This is a genomic window from Streptomyces diastatochromogenes (assembly GCF_002242805.1).
Classification (GTDB): Bacteria; Actinomycetota; Actinomycetes; order Streptomycetales; family Streptomycetaceae; genus Streptomyces; species Streptomyces diastatochromogenes.
This window is the reverse complement of the sequence record NZ_MCGQ01000004.1, coordinates 66,298-83,363: the sequence shown is the minus strand read 5'-3', so window position 1 is coordinate 83,363 and position 17,066 is coordinate 66,298. Positions and strand designations below refer to the sequence as shown.

The window sequence follows — 17,066 nt, the reverse complement described above, 5'->3', positions numbered from 1 at the left end:
TTTGACGCACCGTCATGTTCGGGGACGCTATCGGACGGGCTGTCAGAGAGTCAACTGAGGTGGCCAAAATCCTCCATACCCTCTGCCGCAGTCGATGCTTTTCGCACTGCGGTAGGTATAACTACCCTGGATGTACGGCTGCGGTGAGCCATCTTCAGTCGTGCCAGTTGTCCGCGGAAACGTCACATCTCGTAGGAGCAGGCCTTGACCCACTGAGGCCATGACGGTCGCGCTTGTGTGTCTGACTGCGTGACAACCACACCGGACGGCGCCGGCCAGCCACGGACTGTGCCGGTCTTTCGCCTAGTTCAGGCCAGCAGTAACCCGACGCCCACGGCACCTGAGCGGGTCAGGACCGTGGGCTTCATCAGCCCCACTGGTTAGCGGGACCGCTGATCAGCAAGCCGGCTGGTTACGCCGTGCTGGACAAGCCGTGACCGTCAAGCGCAGCTGTCCACTTCAGAAGCGATGAGGGTCGCTCATCGTCAGGAGAAGACCGCGGCTGGTTGCGACGCGGAGCACGTCTCGCAGCGCCCGGGTCAGTTCCTGGGCCAACCGTCGCAGGTCCTCTAGACCCTGGTTCTGGTCGTCGAGGGTGTCCGAGGCATGCTCCAGCAGCTCGGCTGCCGTTCCCAGCTGTACCGCTTCGATGTTGTCCGCCAAGCGGGACATGTAGCCGCCCCTGTCGTCCGTGTTCAGGTAGCAGGGATTGCCCTCCGGTCCCGTCCACGGGAGAAGCCGCAGCTCCCTCTGTGCCGTCATCCTTGCGTCTGCCTCTCATCGATCACGTGGTGGGTGGCGAAGACCGCGTCGACGCGATCCCCTGGGAAGACCAGAAGCGCGGCTTCAACGACTCGCCCAGCGGAGTCAGTCGCGATGCGTGTGATTGCTAGGACGGCCACGGTGGAGCCGATCCGGAGGGCGGATGCTTCGTCCGGTGTCGGTAGGCGGGCACATACCGTCTCCCGAACAGCAGCCGGCGGCGGACCGAGGACGGCGAATCTCGTAACCGCCTCTTGACCCGAGGACTCGTCGTCGACCACTGCGCCCGGCGTCAGGTCACACGGGACGTAGATGCGGGCCAGCCCGTGCGGCGATCCCCCTGCAAGGCTGACGCAGGAGAACTCGGTGAGAGAGCTGCCCGTGGGCACCTTCAGCAAGGTGGCCAGATGTCCGTGGGCCTGAACCGTAGTGCTGCGAACGGTGACGCGCAGGGCCGCTTCAGCGGCGGTCCACGGGTCCAGCGTCCCCCATCCGCCGACGTACATGATCTTGCGAAGTGGACGGCGAACGAAGTTCCCCTTGCCGTGGATCTTCTCGACGAAGCCTTCCCTCTGAAGTACCGCGAGGGCACTCCGTAGCGTCACCGTGCTGACCTCGTACCGGTCGGCCAGGCCGGCTTCGGACGGAAGACGTTCACCGGGCTTGATGCGGCCGGTCGTGATCTGGTGCCGGAGGTCGTCGGCGATGTCGTGGTGGCGGGAAGACACGGACCCGATCACCGCCCTCTCAGCATCCGTACGGCTACGAGCCGAGTTCGCGTATGTATGGTCAGCAGCTCTCCCGACTCGAAGAGGAGCTGCTTGGCGCCTTGGGGGAGTTGGAAGAGGTCTCTCACTCGGTAGGCCCGGCCACCGAGTTGGATGATGTCGCCGCGTTGCACGGTGGCCGCGCTGACCTCGATGTTGGCTACCAGCGCGCCGCCGGGCGCCCGGCCGCTCACCGCTCCACCTCCCCGGGCGTGGACTGGTCGGACGCCGAGTGACACGGGCATGCGCACGTCTCGTAGACAACCGGCAGGTCGACCGGTGCGGAGACCGGGGAGGACTCCGCGCAGGCAAGGTGTGTACCGATACGGCAGGCGGTCGACCGGTAGGCGACGGCTGAGGCGTCGGTGATGTAGGGCTGTTGGCTAGGGGGCATCAGCGGACCCCCACGAGGGACGACCAGGCCTCAGCGGGCAGGTGGGAAGCGACTACCACCGCGCGTGGCCGTACTCGTTCCTCCCAAGTCAGCACGTACGGGCGGACGATCGCGTTTTCCTCACCCCTGAGCGGGTGTCGGTGGTTCGCGGTGTCGGAAGCCCGGTCCAGGAGGACCGTCGACGCGTCAGCGGACGCAAGGTAGGCGGGGGCGGCCGGCGGCCGGGAGGGCGTTAAGGGGAGGCGGTGCCTGCCCTTGGGGAAGTACCGCGCTCTGGTGAGCGAGACGGCACGGCGGATACGGTTGAGCACGCTGCTCAGCTCCTATCGCTGATGGCTCGGTCCCCCGACAACGCCCGTCGTGGGGACCGCTTTGCGTACGACCGCCCAGAGGGTGCGGCCGTTCAAGCTGGTGGCGAGGAGGCCGAACCGATCGGCCTCGGCCACCACTTCCAGAACCTCCCGCCATGACTCGGCGGAGAGCGATTCCGGCACCTCTGCTTCGACTGACGTGTACCGGGCGTGCTCCTCCACGCGCGCGGGAAGCCCGACGGCGGACAGCCGGGCAGCGATGGCCGCCGCGCTAACTCCCGAAGCGGGCACAGGGCAGCCTCCGTCACCGGCGATCACTTTGAGTGAAGCTAGTTAACTAGATTAGAGCTAGTGGACTAGATTTTCCATATGCCTGAGCAGCCGCCCTATCTCCGCATCGCTGACGAACTCCGGCGGCGCATCGCGGAGCATGTATGGGAGCCCGGGGACCGCCTGCCCTCCCGCACCCAGATCGGCCAGGAGTGCGGGGTGGGCGAGAACGTGGTCCGCCGGGCTCAGGAGTTGCTGATCTCCCAGGGTGTGCTGGAGGGCCGCGCTGGTTCGGGTACGTACGTCGCCGAGCCCCGGCAGCGGGTGCGGGTGGTCCGTTCGTCCGCGCGTGAGCAGCCCGACGGGTCGCCGTTCCGGGCGGACATGAAGGCCGTCGGCAGGCAAGGGGATTGGGAGAGCCGGACCGAGGCCAAGGTGCCGGCTCCGGCGGACATCGCGGCGCGGCTCGGCATCGCCGAGGGCGACCTGTGCGTGCGGACTTCGTACGAGTTCCTGGCCGACGGCAGGCCGGTGCAGCTGTCGACGAGTTGGGAGCCGTACGACCTCACCGCCGGCACGCTCGTCGTCCTCCCGGAGGGAGGGCCGCACGCCGGGGCGGGGGTCGTGAACCGCATGGCCGCGATCGGCGTCACCGTCAGCCATGCCGTGGAGCAGCCGGAGCCGAGGCAGGCGAGCGCCGAGGAGGCGTCGCTCCTGGGCATCCAAAAGGCCGCGCTCGTCACGCATATCCAGCGGACGTACTACAGCGATCAGGGACGGCCCGTGGAGACGGCGGACATCGTGGTGCCCGCCGCCCACTGCGAGATCGTCTACGAGATCCCCATCAACCGCTAGCGGGACAGCTCCGCGTCAAGGTCGTATCCCTCGGCTCGTATCGTGACCGCATGCGCAATGAGAGGCACGATGAGCGGCTGTCGGACGAGGAGATGGAGCTGTTCCTCCAGTACCTCCACAGGTTCGCGAATCATGACCTGGATCTCTTCGCCCTCATGCAGGTGGGAGACCCTGAGTACCCCGCCTACGTGACCTTCACGAGGGAGCCCGAAGCAGGTGTCGACCCCTCGGCCTATCGGCGGCCGTAGAGGCCGCAGTGGGCTCTGGGCCGTGTCGAATGCGTGTCGACGGCAGGTGACAAGCCGCCAGCTGAACGGGTAGCTGCCCAGGTCAGGGGCCGATTGCAGGCAAACACCCAAAGCGCCTTCTAAGCCCTTGGCCGCAGGTTCGAGTTTGCCGGGTCGCCACCCCTCGCCCGCCCGCCCGGGAGGGCTTTTGCTGCCCAGCAAGGTCAGAACGCTCAGGACGCGGCCGACGCAACCGAGGCCGGCTCGCGCGTCATATACACGTCCACCGCATCCTCGGACTCAAGAACGAACCCATGCCGCTCATACAGCCGCCGAGCCGGACTCCCCTGCAGCACGTTCAGTCGGACCAGGGTGCCCTCGCGGTCGCACCGCTCCAGCAGCTCTCGCAGCACGGCGCCGCCGATGCCGCTGCCCTGCAGGTGCGGGGCCAGGAAGAAGTGCTCCAGCCAGTGGGCGTCCTCGGCCGGTCGCAGTGCGACGCAGCCGGCGAACGTGCCGCCCACCTCGATCACCGAGGTGTGCGCCGGCACGAACCCGTCCCGCAGCCGCTGCCGCACCCGGTGCTCGTCGTACCGCCCGAGCCGCTCCAGATCCGGCCGCATCACCACGGCCCGCAGCTCGACCGCCGGCTCGAGGTCCGCCACCGAAGCCGGCCGTATCTCCCAGTCCGCCATGATCGCCAGGCTATCGCGCGCCGAACTGCACGGTCCCGCCATAGTTCCCGATACGAGCTCCTCGATGCCTACTGCCCACCGACCAGGATTGACGCAGCCTCGGATACGGCTCAACCTCCGCTCAGGCCGCCAGTTCCGCACCCCCCGAAGCACCTCCCGAGGCACCCCCCGACCCACCCCCCTCCGACTCCCTCTCCGCCCGCTCCGCCGCCGCCCGCTCCGCCAACGCGTTCGCCGCCGCGTTGAAGCGTTCCATGGAGGTCGGGTGGTCCGGGCCCAGGACGTACTCCTTGAGGGTGCGGCGGTCGAGGGTCATCGGGTCGGTGTGCGGGGGGCGGACCGCGTTCAGGATCTCGGGGAGGCGGGTGCAGTCGCGGTCGAGGAGGTAGGCGCCGCCGGCGGTGGTGTAGGTGGCCCGGAAGTCGTCGTCCGGGAGGTCTTGGGCGTTGGTGAGGACGTACGGCTTGAGGCTGGCCACGAAGTCGGCGACCACCGAGGAGACGTCGCTGATGAGGATGTCCGCCTGGTTGAAGCACTCGTACAACGACGGCAACTGCTTGAGGATCACGTTGTGGCGGACCGGACCCCGGGTCTCCCAGAAGATCCGGTGCCACTCGGCGCGCAGTTCCTGCCACTCGGCCGCCCCCGCGCGGTCGGGCACCCGGGACTCGCGCAGCTGCTCGGCGTCGTCGCCGCCGAGCCGGCCGGCCAGTTCGTCGAGGCGGGCCTGTATCTCCTGCAGCCGGGGCTTGGCCTCGGCTACCGCGGTCTGCGCCTCCGCTGCGCCGCGCTGTTCGTTGTCGGCCCGCAGCAGCTCGCGGATCGCCTTGTCGGCCGCGGCCGCCTCGGCGGAGCGCTTGCCGGTGAGCGGGTGCGGCTTGTAGATGACCCGGACGTTCTCCGCGAGGAGTTTCTCGATCAGGGGCACGCCCATCGGGATCAGCGAGGTGTGGCAGTCGTCGTCGCTCCAGCCCTCCCAGGTCGGCGCGTAGAGGACGACGGGGAGCGGGCCGGGCGTGTGCTCGGCGTGCAGGCGGATCGGGGACAGCTGCGGGCGGCCCACCTCGACGATGGCGCTGTCGCTGATGGCGTGCCGTACGCGCTGGTAGCGGTCGCGGCCGGCGCGGCCGGCCACCCAGATCTCGTCGTACACCTTGCTGACCCGGTTGCTGCTGGCGAGCTTGTCGCTGTCGCCGTGGCCGATGAAGACGTGCTTGGCCTCGGCCACCCGCAGCATGTGCACGTTCTTGCCCGCGTTGCCCGGGTAGAGGACGACCCGGACGTCGGACAGCTCGAGTTCGGCCAGGTCGTCGGCCTTGGGGACGCAGACCACCGGGATCCAGGTGCGGCTGAGATAGCGGAACGAGGCCCGCTCCCGAAGGATGATCACCGGGCGCAGGTCGAGCTGCTCCAGCGTCTCGATCCACATGTTGACCTGGTACATGAAGTCGCGGGAGACGGAGGCGAAGCTGAAGTACAGCGCCACCTCGGGGCGGTATCCGGCGAGTTGGCGGTTGACCTCGGCGAACACCTCGTCCCGGGCGGGCATACGGCGGACCCTGCGGTACTGGCCCAGCAGCGCGAGGACGCCCGCCACGGTCACGCCGACGGTGAGCGCGAAGCCGGCGTACGCCGGACCCCAGGTTCCGGCGGCCAGCGCGGCCAGGAGGCCGGCGTGGGCCGGCAGGTCCAGGTGGAGGAGTTTGCGCAGGAAGCGCCGGTAGAGGACGGCGGGCGGCTGCTTCGGGACGGGCAGCCCGCTCATGTCGAGGTTGCGGACGACCAGCGGCAGCACCCGGCGCCTGCGGACGGCGTGATGCACCGCCGTGTACAGCATCATCAGCGCGAAGTGGGCGCTGAAGACGGCGAGCGCGGCGACCAGCACCTCGTCCGGCGCGTCCATCCGGCTGGCCAGGGCGAGCACCATCACCGTGCGGACGGCGAACCGCAGCGGGCGGGTGAGCTGCAGCGTCGCCAGCCTGCGCACGAAGCCCGGAGCCCTGGAGTGCAGCACCTCGTCCACGAGATACGTCACCGCCGACGCCGCGGCGAAGCCCCACAGGGACGGCAGCAGCGCGAAGACGGGCAGCGCGGCGAAGCCGGCACCGAGCAGGAGTACGAGGAGCAGGTCGGCGGCCCCGCGCACGCGCAGGACACCACACAACCGACGGATCGTCATGGTCAGGATTCCTCTTCCGGGATCGTGTGCGCGCGCCGGGGCAAACGCCGCTGTTCACCGGTTCGACGTAAGAAGAGGGTGAAGAGTTGTACACCAGACAGAAAGAAAGGGTTCACGTTCCGTTTGGCCGGGGTACGGTGCCCGGCTCATGCTCCCGGCCGGCCGGTACAGTCGCCGCCGGGACGGGAGAGAGGGGAGAGACGACGTGCGACTTCGCTGCGCGGTGCTGGACGACTTCCAGGGTGCGGCCACCGAGTCGGCCGACTGGTCGGTGATCGAGGAGCAGGTGGAGGTCGTCGCACTGCGCGAGCACCTCGACGGCGAGGACGCCCTCGCCACGGCCCTCGCCGACTACGACATCGTCGTCACCCTGCGCGAACGCGTCCCGTTCCCGGGCTCGCTGATCGCCCGTCTCCCGCGGCTGAAGCTGCTCGTCGCCTCCGGGATGCGCAACAGCGTCATCGACTACGCCGCCGCCGAGGCGCACGGCGTCACCGTGTGCGGTACGGCGAGTTCGTCGACCCCTCCCGTGGAGCTGACCTGGGCGCTGCTGCTGGGTCTGGCCCGCGGGATCGTCGAGGAGAGCGGCGCGCTGCGCTCCGGCGGGCCCTGGCAGTCCACCGTCGGCGCCGACCTGCACGGCCGCCGGCTCGGTCTGCTCGGGCTCGGGAAGATCGGCAGCCTGGTGGCACGGGTCGGGCTCGCCTTCGGCATGCGGGTCGGCGCCTGGAGCCAGAACCTGACCAAGGAGCGGGCCGCGGAGGTGGGCGTGGAACTCGCCGCCTCCAAGGAGGACCTGCTGGCCACCAGCGACTTCGTCTCCGTCCACCTGGCCCTCGGCGACCGCACCCGGGGCCTGGTCGGCGCCGCCGAACTGGCCCTGATGAAGCCGACCGCCTACCTGGTCAACACCTCCCGCGCGGCGATCGTGGACCAGGACGCCCTGCTGGCCGCGCTCCACGAGGGCCGGATCGCGGGCGCCGGTGTCGATGTCTTCGACGTCGAGCCGCTCCCCGCGGACCACCCGATGCGCACCGCACCCCGCCTCCTGGCCACGCCCCACCTCGGCTATGTCTCCCGGGCCAACTACACGACGTACTACGGCCAGGCGGTGGAGGACATCCAGGCCTACCTCGCGGGTGCTCCGGTACGACGACTGCCCTGAGGCTCCGTCACACGGTCTCCCCGCATGCGGACGACCGCTCGATCCCCTGTCAGCCGACGCATACAGACGGCCGCCCGATCCCCCGTCAACCGACGTCCGGGCGCCGGTAGATCCCCTCGCTCCGGTGCAGATGGTGGAGGTCCACCAGATAGCGCCGGAGCGTCACATGGTCGATCTCGTCGGAGTCCTCGCACCAGGCCCGCAGGCGCTCGTTGACGACCCGTTCCGGGTACTCGACGCCCGGCTCGAAGGTCTGCTCGGCGATGTGCCGTAGCACCAGCTTCTTACGGGTCCACTGAGCGGGCAGCCGTACCAGCCGCCGGTCCCGCACGAAGGTGTCCAGGACGGCGTCCGGTCCGGCCCCGGACCGTGCCGCCGGCCGCTCCCGTCGGGCCAGCCCGCGGAACAGGCCGTAGGAGACGGCCAGTCCGCCCTGCGCGCCGTCCGCCGTCACCACACCCTGTTCGCGCAGCCGCAGCAGCGCCAGTGCCGTGTCCTTCGCCGACAGTCCGGCCGTCTCGGCGATCCGCTCGGGGCTGTCCGCGCCCAGCGCCACCGCCGCGAGGGTGCGCAGCCGGCTCTCCTCGGCCAGCAGCCCGATCAGCTGCCGGGCCTGCTCGGTCGTGTCGGTGTCGGTATCGGTGTCGGGTTCTGTGCCGGTATCGGTGTCAGGTGCGGATTCGGTGGTCATGGCCGGAGGGTAGGGGGGCGGTCGCGCGCACCGCCTCCCATTAACGCCGGCCTGCGCCGCCGCCCTTGTTGAAAGGGTGATCCGCCGCTGATCGCCGTGACCAGCCCCACGCCCCGCCGTTGAACGGGAAGTGCGGTGGCTGGTCCTGCCGCCGCGCGCTCGTCGAGCAACAAAAGGAGAACGTAATGTCTCGCATCGCGAAGGCAGCCGCCATCGCTCTCGGCGCCGGTGCCGTGGTGATCAGCGGGGCCGGTCTGGCCCTTGCTGACGCGGGTGCCCAGGGCGGAACCGCCGAGTCGCCCGGCGTCCTGTCCGGCAACCTGGTCCAGGTTCCCGTCCACGTTCCCGTGAACCTGTGCGGGAACACGGTCGACGTCATCGGCCTGCTGAACCCCGCCTTCGGCAACGGCTGCGCCAACCCCGCCGAAGGCAAGACCCCCGGCACCCCCGGCCCCGGCAACTACGGCAGCACCTACGGCAGCTGATCCGAGCACACAGGGCAGGGCCCCGGCACCTCGAGCGCCGGGGCTCTTCCCATGTCGTGACACGCCTGCCGTGAGCGAACTGCCGTCACACGACTGCCGTCACGCGGCTCACGCGTACCGGTAGATCCGGCTCATGTCCTCCAGCCCGTCCGGCGTCACGTCCCAGGGCGGCAGCTTCTGGTGCCGGGCGACGATCCGTTCGTGCTGCGGGTCGCCGAGGCCGGGCGGCTCCGCGGGCAGGTAGCGGTGGCTGCTGTGGGCGCGCTGCCACCGGTACCACTGCAGGTCCAGGAAGGTGTGGTGCAGCCAGAACACCGGGTCGTTGACGGAGGCGCCGCCGAGCATCACGCCCCCGACCCAGCGGTGCACCCGGTTGTGGTTGCGCAAGGAGGCGCTGCCGCTGCCGCTCCCCCAGCCCTCCAGCTTGTTGCGGAAACCCCGGGGGACCGTGGAGTCCCAGGGCCGCACGTCGTAGACGGGGTCGTCGAGGGCCCACTGCAGCTGGCTCCTGGTGGGCAGCTCGAGGGGGGAGGCGGGGCGGCCCAGGTCCCGGGTGAGGAACCGGCCGTCGGTGATCCCCTCCTTGATGGTCCAGTGCCCCGCCGAGTAGGCGAACGGGCCGGTCATCACCTGCCGGTCGGAGCGCCGCCCGTTGCCGCCGAGCAGGTCGTTCGTCCAGGGCACGGACGTCGTCGTACGGTCCCGGGTCCAGTTCCAGTACGGCATCGTCACCGAGGAGTCCACGCGGCGCAGCGCCCGTTCCAGATCCAGCACGAACCTGCGGTGCCAGGGCAGGAAGGAGGGAGCCATGTGGGCGGTGCGCAGGCCGGCCTCGCCGTCGGAGGTGTAGTAGTCGATGTGTAGGCGCACGAACTCGTCGTACTCACCGCGCCGTTTGAGCTCCAGCAGGGCGTTCACGAACCGCCGGCGCTCGGTGCGGGTGAGCGTGCTGACGTCCTTACGCACGTACGCCATGCTCGCCCTCCATGTGCATATGTTCCGCCGGTGACCCGCCGACCGGGCCCGGGGCGAGGTCGCGCAGTCGCTGGCCGGGGCCCATCTCGTCGACGGCGGCGCGGGTCGCCGCCAGCGGGGTGGGGTACGAGCTGTAGTGGTCGACCATGCTCAGCCAGGTGCCGTCGGCCCGGCGCATCAGGTGCAGCGGGCGGCCGTCGACGGTGACCTGCCATTCGCCTTCGCCTTCGCCTCCGGGCGCGGCGCGTCCGGTGAGTGGCGTCAGCAGGGAGCCCTGGATGCGGCGGCCCCGGTAGGTCTCGTCGAAGGAGGCGCCCTCGGGGCCGTCCGCGGAGGGTACGGGGCGCGAGGCGGCGACGACCGGCGCCAGCGCCAGGGCGGCGACCGAGGCCAGCAGCCCTCGCGTCACCTCCCTCCGCGTCACTCTCCCCGCACCCGCTCTGACCTGCTGCTCCGCACCCACCGCCACGCCACCGGCACCGATGACCATCGCTCACTCCTCGTCCGGGATCGGATATCCGTAGGGATAACCGACGGAACGCGGACGGGGTCACCGCCACAGGGCCATCCGGTGGGTACGACGACCTCCGTAGCGCGAGCTACAGGCCCGGGTCGAGGCCGAGATCGACCGCCGGCTACAGGCCCGGGCCCAGGCCCAGATCGGCGCCGGGGACGGTCTGCAGGACCGGGGCGACGACGCCGGCCTGCGGGAGCTTGAGGTCCGGGAGGCCGAAGTTCTCCGGGTTGGGCGCGGTCAGGGGGGCGTCCAGTGCCAGGCCGGGGCCGAGGGTGCGCAGGTCGGAGGCGGGGGCGCCGACGCCGACGTGGTCGAAGTCGTCGCCGAGGACGTGCGGCACGGGTGCCCTCAGGTCCGCGCCGGGCAGGCTGCCGGTCACCGGCAGCTGGGGCAGCGTCCGATCGGGCAGAAGCCGGCCGGTGACGTACCGCGGCCCTTCGGGGGCGCCCGGCTTCAGCAGCGGCACCTCCAGACCGAGCTTGGGCACCTCCATGTTCAGGGACTTGGAGACGCCGTCCAGCGGTACGGGGACGGGGACCGTGCCGACCGCGGCGGCGGGGGCGGCGGCCCCCACGGCGGCCGCGACGCCCGTGACGACGGCGGCAAGGGTTCCTCGGGTGGTCGACTTCATGTCAGGTACGGGCCCTTTCAGGATGCGGAGGGTTCGACGTCCGTACCGCGTAACGAGCCGGAAAACGGCACCAGCGCACATTTCGCCCGGGTGCAGCAATTGTCTGCTCGTCACTCTTCAGCTCATCACTCATCAGCTGGTCCAGAAGTCCCACCATCGCGTCAGGACGAGCATTCCGATGACACCGATGTGCAGGAGCGGAAGCACCCAGGTGAATTCCGCGAAGAAGTTCCTGAGCCATCCGGGGGCGGGCAGGAACCCGTTTCTGACGACGAGTGAGGTGGCGTACCAGAACATGAGGATCGTGGCGACCCACGCCAGACAGCACCACAGGCACAGCGCGTTGATCCGGTACAGCGACTCGAACTGCAGCCAGGAGCAGAAACCCACCCCGAACAGGCACCCGGCCTCGAACAGCAGCCAGTACCAGCCGGGGAAGCTGGCGTCGGCCAGCAGGCTCACGCCGACGCAGACGACGATGCCGTAGGCCACCAGGCCCAGCATCGGGTTGGGGAACCCGAAGGCCGAAGCCTGGTCGCTCTTCATCACGCTGCCGCAGGACACCACCGGGTTCAGGCTGCACCCGGGGACGAAGTTCGGGTTCTCCAGCAGCTTGAACTTGTCCAGGGTGATGACCCAGGAGGCGAGCAGTCCGGCCGCCCCGGTGATCACCAGCAGCAGCCCGAACCCCCTGCCGCCGGCCAGGGTCCGGGGCATCAGCGGCGCAGGCTGCGGGCCGGCAGGACGACGTGTGCGGCGGACGTCAGGGTCTCCTCGGCACCGGCGAAGGCGGCCAGCGCGGCGGGCTCGACGGGCTGGCCGGGCTCGCCCTCGGGCCAGGCGCGGGTGGTGAAGACGAGGTAGGCGTAGCCGCGTTCGGCGACTGCGGCGAGCCACTCCGGCGGCGCGTCGGCCTGGGCGACCAGCTGCGGCATGTTGAGGACGGCCTGGCCGGCCTCGACGAGCAGGGTGACGGGCAGGCTGGGCTTGGTGGTGCCGTCGACGAGCGCGCCGCCGACCGGCAGGCCGTTGCCCACCAGCAGTTGCTCGACCGCGGCGGCGGTGGCCTCCGGACCGCCCTCGGCGTCCCCGAGGGAGTAGGCCAGCAGGTAGGGCATGTCGCTGCCGTCGGGTGCCTCGCCGCTCCAGGCCAGGACGACGAGCGTGCCGAGTGCGGGGGCACGGAAGGGGCTGGTTTCGCTTGAGGTTGAGGTCACCGCGCGACCTTATCGACGGGGTGTGGCGCGGCCCGGCGGCTCTCACCCTTCCGGCCCAGCGCCCGGGACCGCTCCACACGATCGAGGGAAGAGGCCTCGAACCGCCTCGAACCTCAGCTCTGCAGGGGCAAGCCGCCGAGCAGCGGGTTGTGCTGGTTCAGGGCAGCGGTGGCGCCCTTGACGGTGTTGAGCACGGAGTCCTTGTTCTCGGTGTCGAGCGCGTCCGACTGGTGTTGCAGCGGCATGACGTCCTTCAGGGTGAAGCCGCCCTTGGTGAGCGTGTTCACGGCGCCGTTGAGGCTGGTGGGCGTCAGGTCGGCGGTGCTGTGGGCGGCGAACGCGGGCGCGGCGACGCCGGCGAGGGCCACGGAACCGGCAACGACAGCGGCAGCCTTCAGGGACTTCATCGTGTTCCTTTCTTCGGCAACTCACGTCACCCCAGGGATTCTGACGCCGTGCCTAACGAGTTCCCTCCGGGCCGGAAACCCCGCGCCGAGAAGACATATGAGATCCCCTTCCCGCGCTATCCCCTTTCCGCCGTGAACAGCCGTGATGAACAGCCAGGGTGAACAGCCCTCAGCCGCCGTGCCCGACGGATACGTACGACGGACACGACGGCTGAGGCCGCGGGAATCGCGTGGGTCACCCGGTGGGCAGCGACGGGTCCGCCGGCAGGCTGGGCAGGCTGGGCAGGGACAGCGGCAGGGACAGGCCGTCGAGGGTCGAGGTGATCAGGTCGACGAGGCCGCTCACGACTCCGGTGGCGGTCGCCAGCAGCGCGTCGAGGTTGGAGGTGACGGCCTTGAGCAGCGCGTCGATCGCGTTGTTCAGGTCGTCGGTGAGGTCGCGGGCCTGGGGCACCTTGACGTCACTCTTGGCGAACGTGGTCAGCAGGGACCCGGACGAGGCGGCGGGCACGTTCGGCGCCGCGGGCACACTCGGCGTGGCAGGCGTGCTCGGGGTGGCCGGCAGGGACGGGGCGGGGGGCTGGCTCTGAGAGGCTGACGCACTCGGCGAGGCCGCCGTACTGGGTGTGTTCGACGTACTCGGAGAAGCCGCCGTACTCGGCGTGGCCGGAGCGGTGGGCGTCGCCGGGGTCGTGGGAGTCGCCGGCGTGGTCGGCGTCGCCGGGGTCGTAGGAGTCGCCGGAGTGGTCGGCGTGGCCGGGGTCGTCGGCGTGGCCGGAGTCGTCGGCGTCGCAGGGGTCGTGGGCGCCATCCCTGCGGCCTTGGCGACGGCTTCCTTCGCCGCGTCGCCGAGCTTCCGGGCCTGGTCGGGGGTCAGACGGCCCTTCTGGAGGGACTGGTCGAGCAGGTCGACGACCGGGTTGAGAACCGGGTCGACGTCACGCAGGGATCTGACCTGGGCGAGCAACGTGTCGGCGCCGGGGACGGACGCGTGGGAGCTCGCGTGGGTGCGCTCCCGGGCCGAGTCGGCGGCGACGGCGGCCGGGCCGGCGATGCCGACCAGGAGGGCGGCGCAGAGGGTGGTGGACGCGAGACGCCGCGGGGGCAGCACACGCATGGGGGTTCCTTTCGGTGGGGCAGGGGCCTGTGCCCACCGTTGAACCCGCCATGACGTTCCGCAACCGCTCACATACCCGCAGTGAACCATCCGGGGGAGACCGGAACCGGCCGCCCGCCCGCGGACGAAGCGCGGGCGGACGGCCGGCCGAAGAGCTGCGTCCCGACGTCAGTCGTTGCCGCACTTGTTGCCGAACGCCGGGTTCAGCAGAGCGATGACGTCCACGGTGTCGCCGCAGGCGTTGACCGGCACGTGGACCGGGACCTGGATGACGTTGCCCGACGCCACGCCCGGCGAGTCGGTGGAGACGCCGTTCGCGCCGGAGTCGGCGGAGGCCACACCGGCACCGCCGGCGACGGCCGCGATGGCGGCGGAGGTCAGGACCAGACCCTTCGCGATACGCGACATGGAGAGGTGCTCCTTGAGATCGACACAACATCCGGGCGGGATGCCCGGCGCTGTGTCAACGCTCCGCGCTCCCCGGGGTTGTGCCGCCAATGGGGTGATGTCCCGTGGTCGTGCGCCCGTCGCGCCTGGCGAAGGGCGCGCTCCGGCGGATGCGGACGCGATCCGGCGCATGGCGTAGGGAGATCCACGATCCGCGCGGTGTGACCAGCGGGGCTTCCGGCTCGTTTCCCACCGGGACGCGTCGTGGGCCGGCGCGCTCTTCCGTCGCCGTGGGCGCGCAGGCACGACGCGCGTACCACCCGCAGCCCCGAGCGCCCCCCGTGAGCGAGGTAACCCCCGAATGCACCAGTCAGCACCCGTCTTCCGGCCGCGGGTCCTGCACCTAGCGCAACCCGTCGACGGCGGGGTCGCCCGGGTCGTGCTGGACCTCGCCCAAGCCCAGCTCGCGGCCGGTCTGCGGGTCACGGCCGGCTGCCCCGGCGGCGAACTCGCCGCGGGCCTGCGGGACCTGGGCGCCGGGGTCCACGAGTGGCGGGCCGGGCGGTCGCCGGGTCCGGGGCTGGCCGGTGAGGTACGGCGGCTCGCACGGCTGATCGACGAGGTACGGCCCGAACTGGTGCACGCACACAGCGCCAAGGCGGGGCTCGCCGCCCGGCTCGCCGTACGCGGGCGCATCCCGACCGTGTTCCAGCCGCACGCCTGGTCGTTCGAGGCCGTCGGCGGGACCACCGCCGCCCTCGCCCGGCGCTGGGAGCGGTGGGGGGCGCGGTGGGCCGACCGGGTGGTGTGCGTCAGCGAGGCAGAGCGCACGACCGGCGTGGGCGCCGGGGTGAGCGCCGCCTACGCGGTGATTCCCAACGGCATCGACCTAGAACGTTTCTCCCCCGCCCCCGCCCCCGCCGCACGCGGCTCCTCCCCCGCCCTCACAGCACCCGACCGCGCCGCCCTGCTGCCCGGCCTCGACCCGGCGGCGCCGCTCGTGGTCTGCGTCGGACGGCTGTGCCGGCAGAAGGGCCAGGACGTGCTGCTGCGGGCCTGGGAGCGGGTGCTGCGCGCGGTGCCGGGCGCCCGGCTGGTGCTGGTCGGCGACGGACCCGACCGCGCCACGCTGGCTGAACGGGCCCACCCCTCCGTCCACTTCACCGGCGCCGTGGCCGACCCCGTGCCCTGGTACCGGGCCGCCGACCTGGTGGTCCTGCCCTCGCGCTGGGAGGGCATGGCTCTCGCCCCGCTGGAGGCGCTGGCCTGCGGGCGGCCCGTCGTGCTCACCGACGTGGGCGGCGCCCGCGAGAGCCTGCCGCCCGCGCTCGCGGCCCGCTGTCTGGTCCCGCCGGAGGATCCCGAGGCGCTGGCCGGGGCCGTCGCCGCGCTGCTGCCCGACGCACCGTTGCGCGCGTCGCTCGGCAACCAGGGGCGCTGTCACGTCCGGTCCACGCACGACGTGCGGCACACCGCCGAGCGGGTCGCGGACCTCTACCGCGTGCTCCTCGGCACAGCCTCCGGCGCCCCGGAGGCGAACAGGGAAACACGCCCGCCCGTGCCCTCCGAGTGCAGGGAGTCCATCCACTCGTGACTGCGGACAGCACCGTCCCCTCCCCCGGCGCGCAGCCGTGGGACCACGGATCCTCACCCGTCTCGGTCAGGCCGGCCCGCCCCGCCGGCAGCTTCCGGTTCCCGGCGCGGCGGCGGCCCGCGCGGTCCGCCTCGCCCCTGCCGCTGCTCGTCGCCGATCTGCTCGCCGCACTGGCGGGCGCGGTCACCCTGGACGAGGCGAGCCGCCGGCTGTCGCTGGTCGTCGCACTGGTGCTGGGAGCGATAGTCCTGCGCCCGCGCTCGTCCCGGGCACTCCCCGGCGTGCTCGACGAACTGCCCGCCGTCTGCGGCCGGATCGCGGTCGCCTGGCTCTCGGCCGCCGCCCTGCTCGCCGCCTACAACCCCGGCCGCGCACTGACCGCCCGCACCCTGCTGCTCGGCTGGGCGGTGCACGCGGCGGCGGACTGCGCGGCGCGCGGCTGCGTGTACTGGCGGCGCCGTGCGGTGCTGCTGCGCCACCCGCGTACGGCCCTGGTCATCGGCCCCGCCGGCACCGCGCAGCGGGTGGCCGCCGCGCTGCTGCGGCACCCGCGTTGCGGGGTGCGGCCGGTGGGTGTCGTCGCCGAGCGCCCCGACGGCAGGGGCGGGCTGCCCGTGCTCAGCACCGGCGAGGAGGTGGAGCGGGCGCTCATCCAGAACGGGGTACGGGTCGTGCTCACCGTCGACCCGGCCGTGCCCGCCCAGAAGGGTCCGCTGCTGCGGGCGCTGGTCGAGTCGGGCTGCACGGTGTGGGAGGTGGACGCGGACGGCCCGTCGTACGAGATGCGCGACCAGCTCGCCGGGTACTCCGTACGCCGCCTGGACCTGGGCAACCGGCGGCGCGGCAGCCTCGGCAAGCGGCTGCTGGACGTGGTGGTGTCCGGGACCCTGCTGGTGCTGGCCGGCCCGGCGCTGCTGCTGTGCGCGGCCGTGCTCAGGCTCACCGACGGGCCCGGGGTCGTCTTCCGGCAGGAGCGCATCGGCAGGAACGGGCGCCCCTTCACGCTGATGAAGTTCCGCACCCACCGCCCGGTCGACGAGCACGAGGCGGCGACCCGGTGGAGCGTGGCGGGCGAGCCCGAGATGAGCCGCTTCTGCCGCTTCCTGCGCATGAGTTCGCTGGACGAGCTGCTCCAGCTGTGGAACGTCTTCCGGGGCGACATGAGCCTGGTCGGTCCGCGCCCCGAACGGCCGTACTTCGTCGCCCGGTTCAGCCGGGTCCATCCCGGCTACGCGGCCCGTCACCGCATGCGGACCGGCATCACCGGCCTCGCCCAGATCAACGGCCTGCGCGGCGACACCTCCATCGAGGACCGGGCCCGCTTCGACAACGCCTACATCGACACCTGGTCGCTGTGGCAGGACGTCTGCATCCTGCTGCGCACCGCGGCCGCGCTCGTGCGTTCCACGGGGAGCTGACC

Annotated in this window: 21 protein-coding genes; 6 read left to right on the top strand and 15 right to left on the bottom strand. The window is 71.3% G+C overall.

The window, feature by feature from the left end; translation table 11 throughout:
- Positions 1-459: 459 nt before the first annotated feature.
- From BEK98_RS01870 to BEK98_RS49790, 4 genes are all read right to left on the bottom strand, one after another.
- On the bottom strand, positions 460-762 hold the full coding sequence (locus BEK98_RS01870; protein WP_094214557.1) for a hypothetical protein: 303 nt from the start codon (positions 760-762) through the stop codon (positions 460-462).
- Positions 759-1,490, bottom strand: a complete 732-nt coding sequence (locus BEK98_RS01865) for a GntR family transcriptional regulator (RefSeq protein WP_094214617.1) — start codon at positions 1,488-1,490, stop codon at positions 759-761. Before BEK98_RS01865 ends, BEK98_RS01870 begins: the two co-directional genes overlap by 4 nt.
- Positions 1,491-1,498: 8 nt before the next feature.
- Positions 1,499-1,723 carry a hypothetical protein gene (locus BEK98_RS01860; RefSeq protein ID WP_094214556.1) on the bottom strand — a complete coding sequence of 75 codons (225 nt, stop codon included), beginning with the start codon at positions 1,721-1,723 and terminating at the stop codon, positions 1,499-1,501.
- A 523-nt stretch (positions 1,724-2,246) separates the two neighbouring features.
- On the bottom strand, positions 2,247-2,525 hold the full coding sequence (locus tag BEK98_RS49790) for a hypothetical protein (protein ID WP_094214553.1): 279 nt from the start codon (positions 2,523-2,525) through the stop codon (positions 2,247-2,249).
- A 78-nt stretch (positions 2,526-2,603) separates the two neighbouring features.
- Here BEK98_RS49790 and BEK98_RS01840 point away from each other — a divergent pair, with 78 nt between their 5' ends.
- Together BEK98_RS01840 and BEK98_RS01835 are read left to right on the top strand one after the other, a co-directional pair.
- Positions 2,604-3,359: a GntR family transcriptional regulator gene (locus BEK98_RS01840; RefSeq protein ID WP_094214552.1), complete on the top strand. Its 756-nt coding sequence runs from the start codon at positions 2,604-2,606 to the stop codon at positions 3,357-3,359.
- A gap of 50 nt (positions 3,360-3,409) precedes the next feature.
- The gene (locus BEK98_RS01835; protein ID WP_094214551.1) at positions 3,410-3,607 is read left to right on the top strand and encodes a hypothetical protein; all 198 of its coding nucleotides are present in this window, start codon (positions 3,410-3,412) and stop codon (positions 3,605-3,607) included.
- A 212-nt stretch (positions 3,608-3,819) separates the two neighbouring features.
- On the opposite strand, the gene BEK98_RS01830 is transcribed toward BEK98_RS01835, so the two are convergent.
- Positions 3,820-4,281 (bottom strand): GNAT family N-acetyltransferase, encoded by a 462-nt coding sequence (locus BEK98_RS01830; protein ID WP_094214550.1) that lies wholly within the window; start codon positions 4,279-4,281, stop codon positions 3,820-3,822.
- Positions 4,282-4,402: 121 nt separating this feature from the next.
- Entirely contained in the window at positions 4,403-6,460 is a 2,058-nt protein-coding gene (locus BEK98_RS01825) for a hypothetical protein (protein WP_094214549.1), read from the bottom strand.
- Between the two features lie 205 nt (positions 6,461-6,665).
- On the opposite strand from BEK98_RS01825, the gene BEK98_RS01820 reads away from it, so the two are divergent.
- On the top strand, positions 6,666-7,625 hold the full coding sequence (locus tag BEK98_RS01820; protein ID WP_094214548.1) for a D-2-hydroxyacid dehydrogenase family protein: 960 nt from the start codon (positions 6,666-6,668) through the stop codon (positions 7,623-7,625).
- An 85-nt stretch (positions 7,626-7,710) separates the two neighbouring features.
- Here the strand turns inward: BEK98_RS01820 and BEK98_RS01815 are convergent, their stop codons facing one another.
- Complete coding sequence (locus BEK98_RS01815) at positions 7,711-8,316, bottom strand: DUF2087 domain-containing protein (protein ID WP_094214547.1); 606 nt, start codon at positions 8,314-8,316, stop codon at positions 7,711-7,713.
- Positions 8,317-8,501: 185 nt separating this feature from the next.
- Between BEK98_RS01815 and BEK98_RS01810 the strand changes: the two genes are divergently transcribed.
- Positions 8,502-8,801, top strand: coding sequence for a chaplin (locus BEK98_RS01810; RefSeq protein WP_094214546.1), 300 nt, complete (start codon positions 8,502-8,504; stop codon positions 8,799-8,801).
- A 108-nt stretch (positions 8,802-8,909) separates the two neighbouring features.
- Here BEK98_RS01810 and BEK98_RS01805 read toward each other — a convergent pair whose 3' ends face one another.
- The 8 genes from BEK98_RS01805 to BEK98_RS01770 form a co-directional block, all read right to left on the bottom strand.
- Positions 8,910-9,776: a tyrosinase family protein gene (locus BEK98_RS01805; protein WP_094214545.1), complete on the bottom strand. Its 867-nt coding sequence runs from the start codon at positions 9,774-9,776 to the stop codon at positions 8,910-8,912.
- Positions 9,760-10,266, bottom strand: coding sequence for a tyrosinase cofactor (locus tag BEK98_RS01800; protein WP_094214544.1), 507 nt, complete (start codon positions 10,264-10,266; stop codon positions 9,760-9,762). The genes BEK98_RS01805 and BEK98_RS01800 overlap by 17 nt, the downstream gene beginning before the upstream one ends.
- A gap of 145 nt (positions 10,267-10,411) precedes the next feature.
- A complete protein-coding gene (locus tag BEK98_RS01795) occupies positions 10,412-10,924 on the bottom strand; it encodes a hypothetical protein (RefSeq protein WP_094214543.1) in 513 nt (170 codons plus the stop codon).
- Positions 10,925-11,056: 132 nt separating this feature from the next.
- On the bottom strand, positions 11,057-11,641 hold the full coding sequence (locus BEK98_RS01790) for a vitamin K epoxide reductase family protein (RefSeq protein ID WP_094214542.1): 585 nt from the start codon (positions 11,639-11,641) through the stop codon (positions 11,057-11,059).
- Positions 11,641-12,141 (bottom strand): DUF5949 family protein, encoded by a 501-nt coding sequence (locus BEK98_RS01785; RefSeq protein ID WP_094214541.1) that lies wholly within the window; start codon positions 12,139-12,141, stop codon positions 11,641-11,643. The genes BEK98_RS01790 and BEK98_RS01785 overlap by 1 nt, the downstream gene beginning before the upstream one ends.
- 113 nt (positions 12,142-12,254) lie before the next feature.
- Entirely contained in the window at positions 12,255-12,548 is a 294-nt protein-coding gene (locus tag BEK98_RS01780) for a hypothetical protein (RefSeq protein WP_094214540.1), read from the bottom strand.
- 235 nt (positions 12,549-12,783) lie between these two features.
- Positions 12,784-13,665 carry a hypothetical protein gene (locus BEK98_RS49785; RefSeq protein WP_244201707.1) on the bottom strand — a complete coding sequence of 294 codons (882 nt, stop codon included), beginning with the start codon at positions 13,663-13,665 and terminating at the stop codon, positions 12,784-12,786.
- Positions 13,666-13,833: 168 nt separating this feature from the next.
- Complete coding sequence (locus BEK98_RS01770) at positions 13,834-14,073, bottom strand: chaplin (RefSeq protein ID WP_094214539.1); 240 nt, start codon at positions 14,071-14,073, stop codon at positions 13,834-13,836.
- Positions 14,074-14,413: 340 nt separating this feature from the next.
- Here BEK98_RS01770 and BEK98_RS01765 point away from each other — a divergent pair, with 340 nt between their 5' ends.
- Both BEK98_RS01765 and BEK98_RS01760 read left to right on the top strand, forming a co-directional pair.
- On the top strand, positions 14,414-15,646 hold the full coding sequence (locus BEK98_RS01765; protein WP_094214538.1) for a glycosyltransferase: 1,233 nt from the start codon (positions 14,414-14,416) through the stop codon (positions 15,644-15,646).
- Positions 15,643-17,064, top strand: coding sequence for a sugar transferase (locus BEK98_RS01760; RefSeq protein ID WP_094214537.1), 1,422 nt, complete (start codon positions 15,643-15,645; stop codon positions 17,062-17,064). The genes BEK98_RS01765 and BEK98_RS01760 overlap by 4 nt, the downstream gene beginning before the upstream one ends.
- Positions 17,065-17,066: the final 2 nt, after the last annotated feature.

Bases quoted from the DNA above. Each gene is read 5' to 3' on its own strand.
- BEK98_RS01870 (WP_094214557.1), bottom strand. From the start codon at position 762: ATGACGGCACAGAGGGAGCTGCGGCTTCTCCCGTGGACGGGACCGGAG.
- BEK98_RS01840 (WP_094214552.1), top strand. From the start codon at position 2,604: ATGCCTGAGCAGCCGCCCTATCTCCGCATCGCTGACGAACTCCGGCGG.
- BEK98_RS01835 (WP_094214551.1), top strand. From the start codon at position 3,410: ATGCGCAATGAGAGGCACGATGAGCGGCTGTCGGACGAGGAGATGGAG.
- BEK98_RS01830 (WP_094214550.1), bottom strand. From the start codon at position 4,281: ATGGCGGACTGGGAGATACGGCCGGCTTCGGTGGCGGACCTCGAGCCG.
- BEK98_RS01825 (WP_094214549.1), bottom strand. From the start codon at position 6,460: ATGACGATCCGTCGGTTGTGTGGTGTCCTGCGCGTGCGCGGGGCCGCC.
- BEK98_RS01815 (WP_094214547.1), bottom strand. From the start codon at position 8,316: ATGACCACCGAATCCGCACCTGACACCGATACCGGCACAGAACCCGAC.
- BEK98_RS01810 (WP_094214546.1), top strand. From the start codon at position 8,502: ATGTCTCGCATCGCGAAGGCAGCCGCCATCGCTCTCGGCGCCGGTGCC.
- BEK98_RS01805 (WP_094214545.1), bottom strand. From the start codon at position 9,776: ATGGCGTACGTGCGTAAGGACGTCAGCACGCTCACCCGCACCGAGCGC.
- BEK98_RS01800 (WP_094214544.1), bottom strand. From the start codon at position 10,266: ATGGTCATCGGTGCCGGTGGCGTGGCGGTGGGTGCGGAGCAGCAGGTC.
- BEK98_RS01795 (WP_094214543.1), bottom strand. From the start codon at position 10,924: ATGAAGTCGACCACCCGAGGAACCCTTGCCGCCGTCGTCACGGGCGTC.
- BEK98_RS01790 (WP_094214542.1), bottom strand. From the start codon at position 11,641: ATGCCCCGGACCCTGGCCGGCGGCAGGGGGTTCGGGCTGCTGCTGGTG.
- BEK98_RS01780 (WP_094214540.1), bottom strand. From the start codon at position 12,548: ATGAAGTCCCTGAAGGCTGCCGCTGTCGTTGCCGGTTCCGTGGCCCTC.
- BEK98_RS49785 (WP_244201707.1), bottom strand. From the start codon at position 13,665: ATGCGTGTGCTGCCCCCGCGGCGTCTCGCGTCCACCACCCTCTGCGCC.
- BEK98_RS01770 (WP_094214539.1), bottom strand. From the start codon at position 14,073: ATGTCGCGTATCGCGAAGGGTCTGGTCCTGACCTCCGCCGCCATCGCG.
- BEK98_RS01765 (WP_094214538.1), top strand. From the start codon at position 14,414: ATGCACCAGTCAGCACCCGTCTTCCGGCCGCGGGTCCTGCACCTAGCG.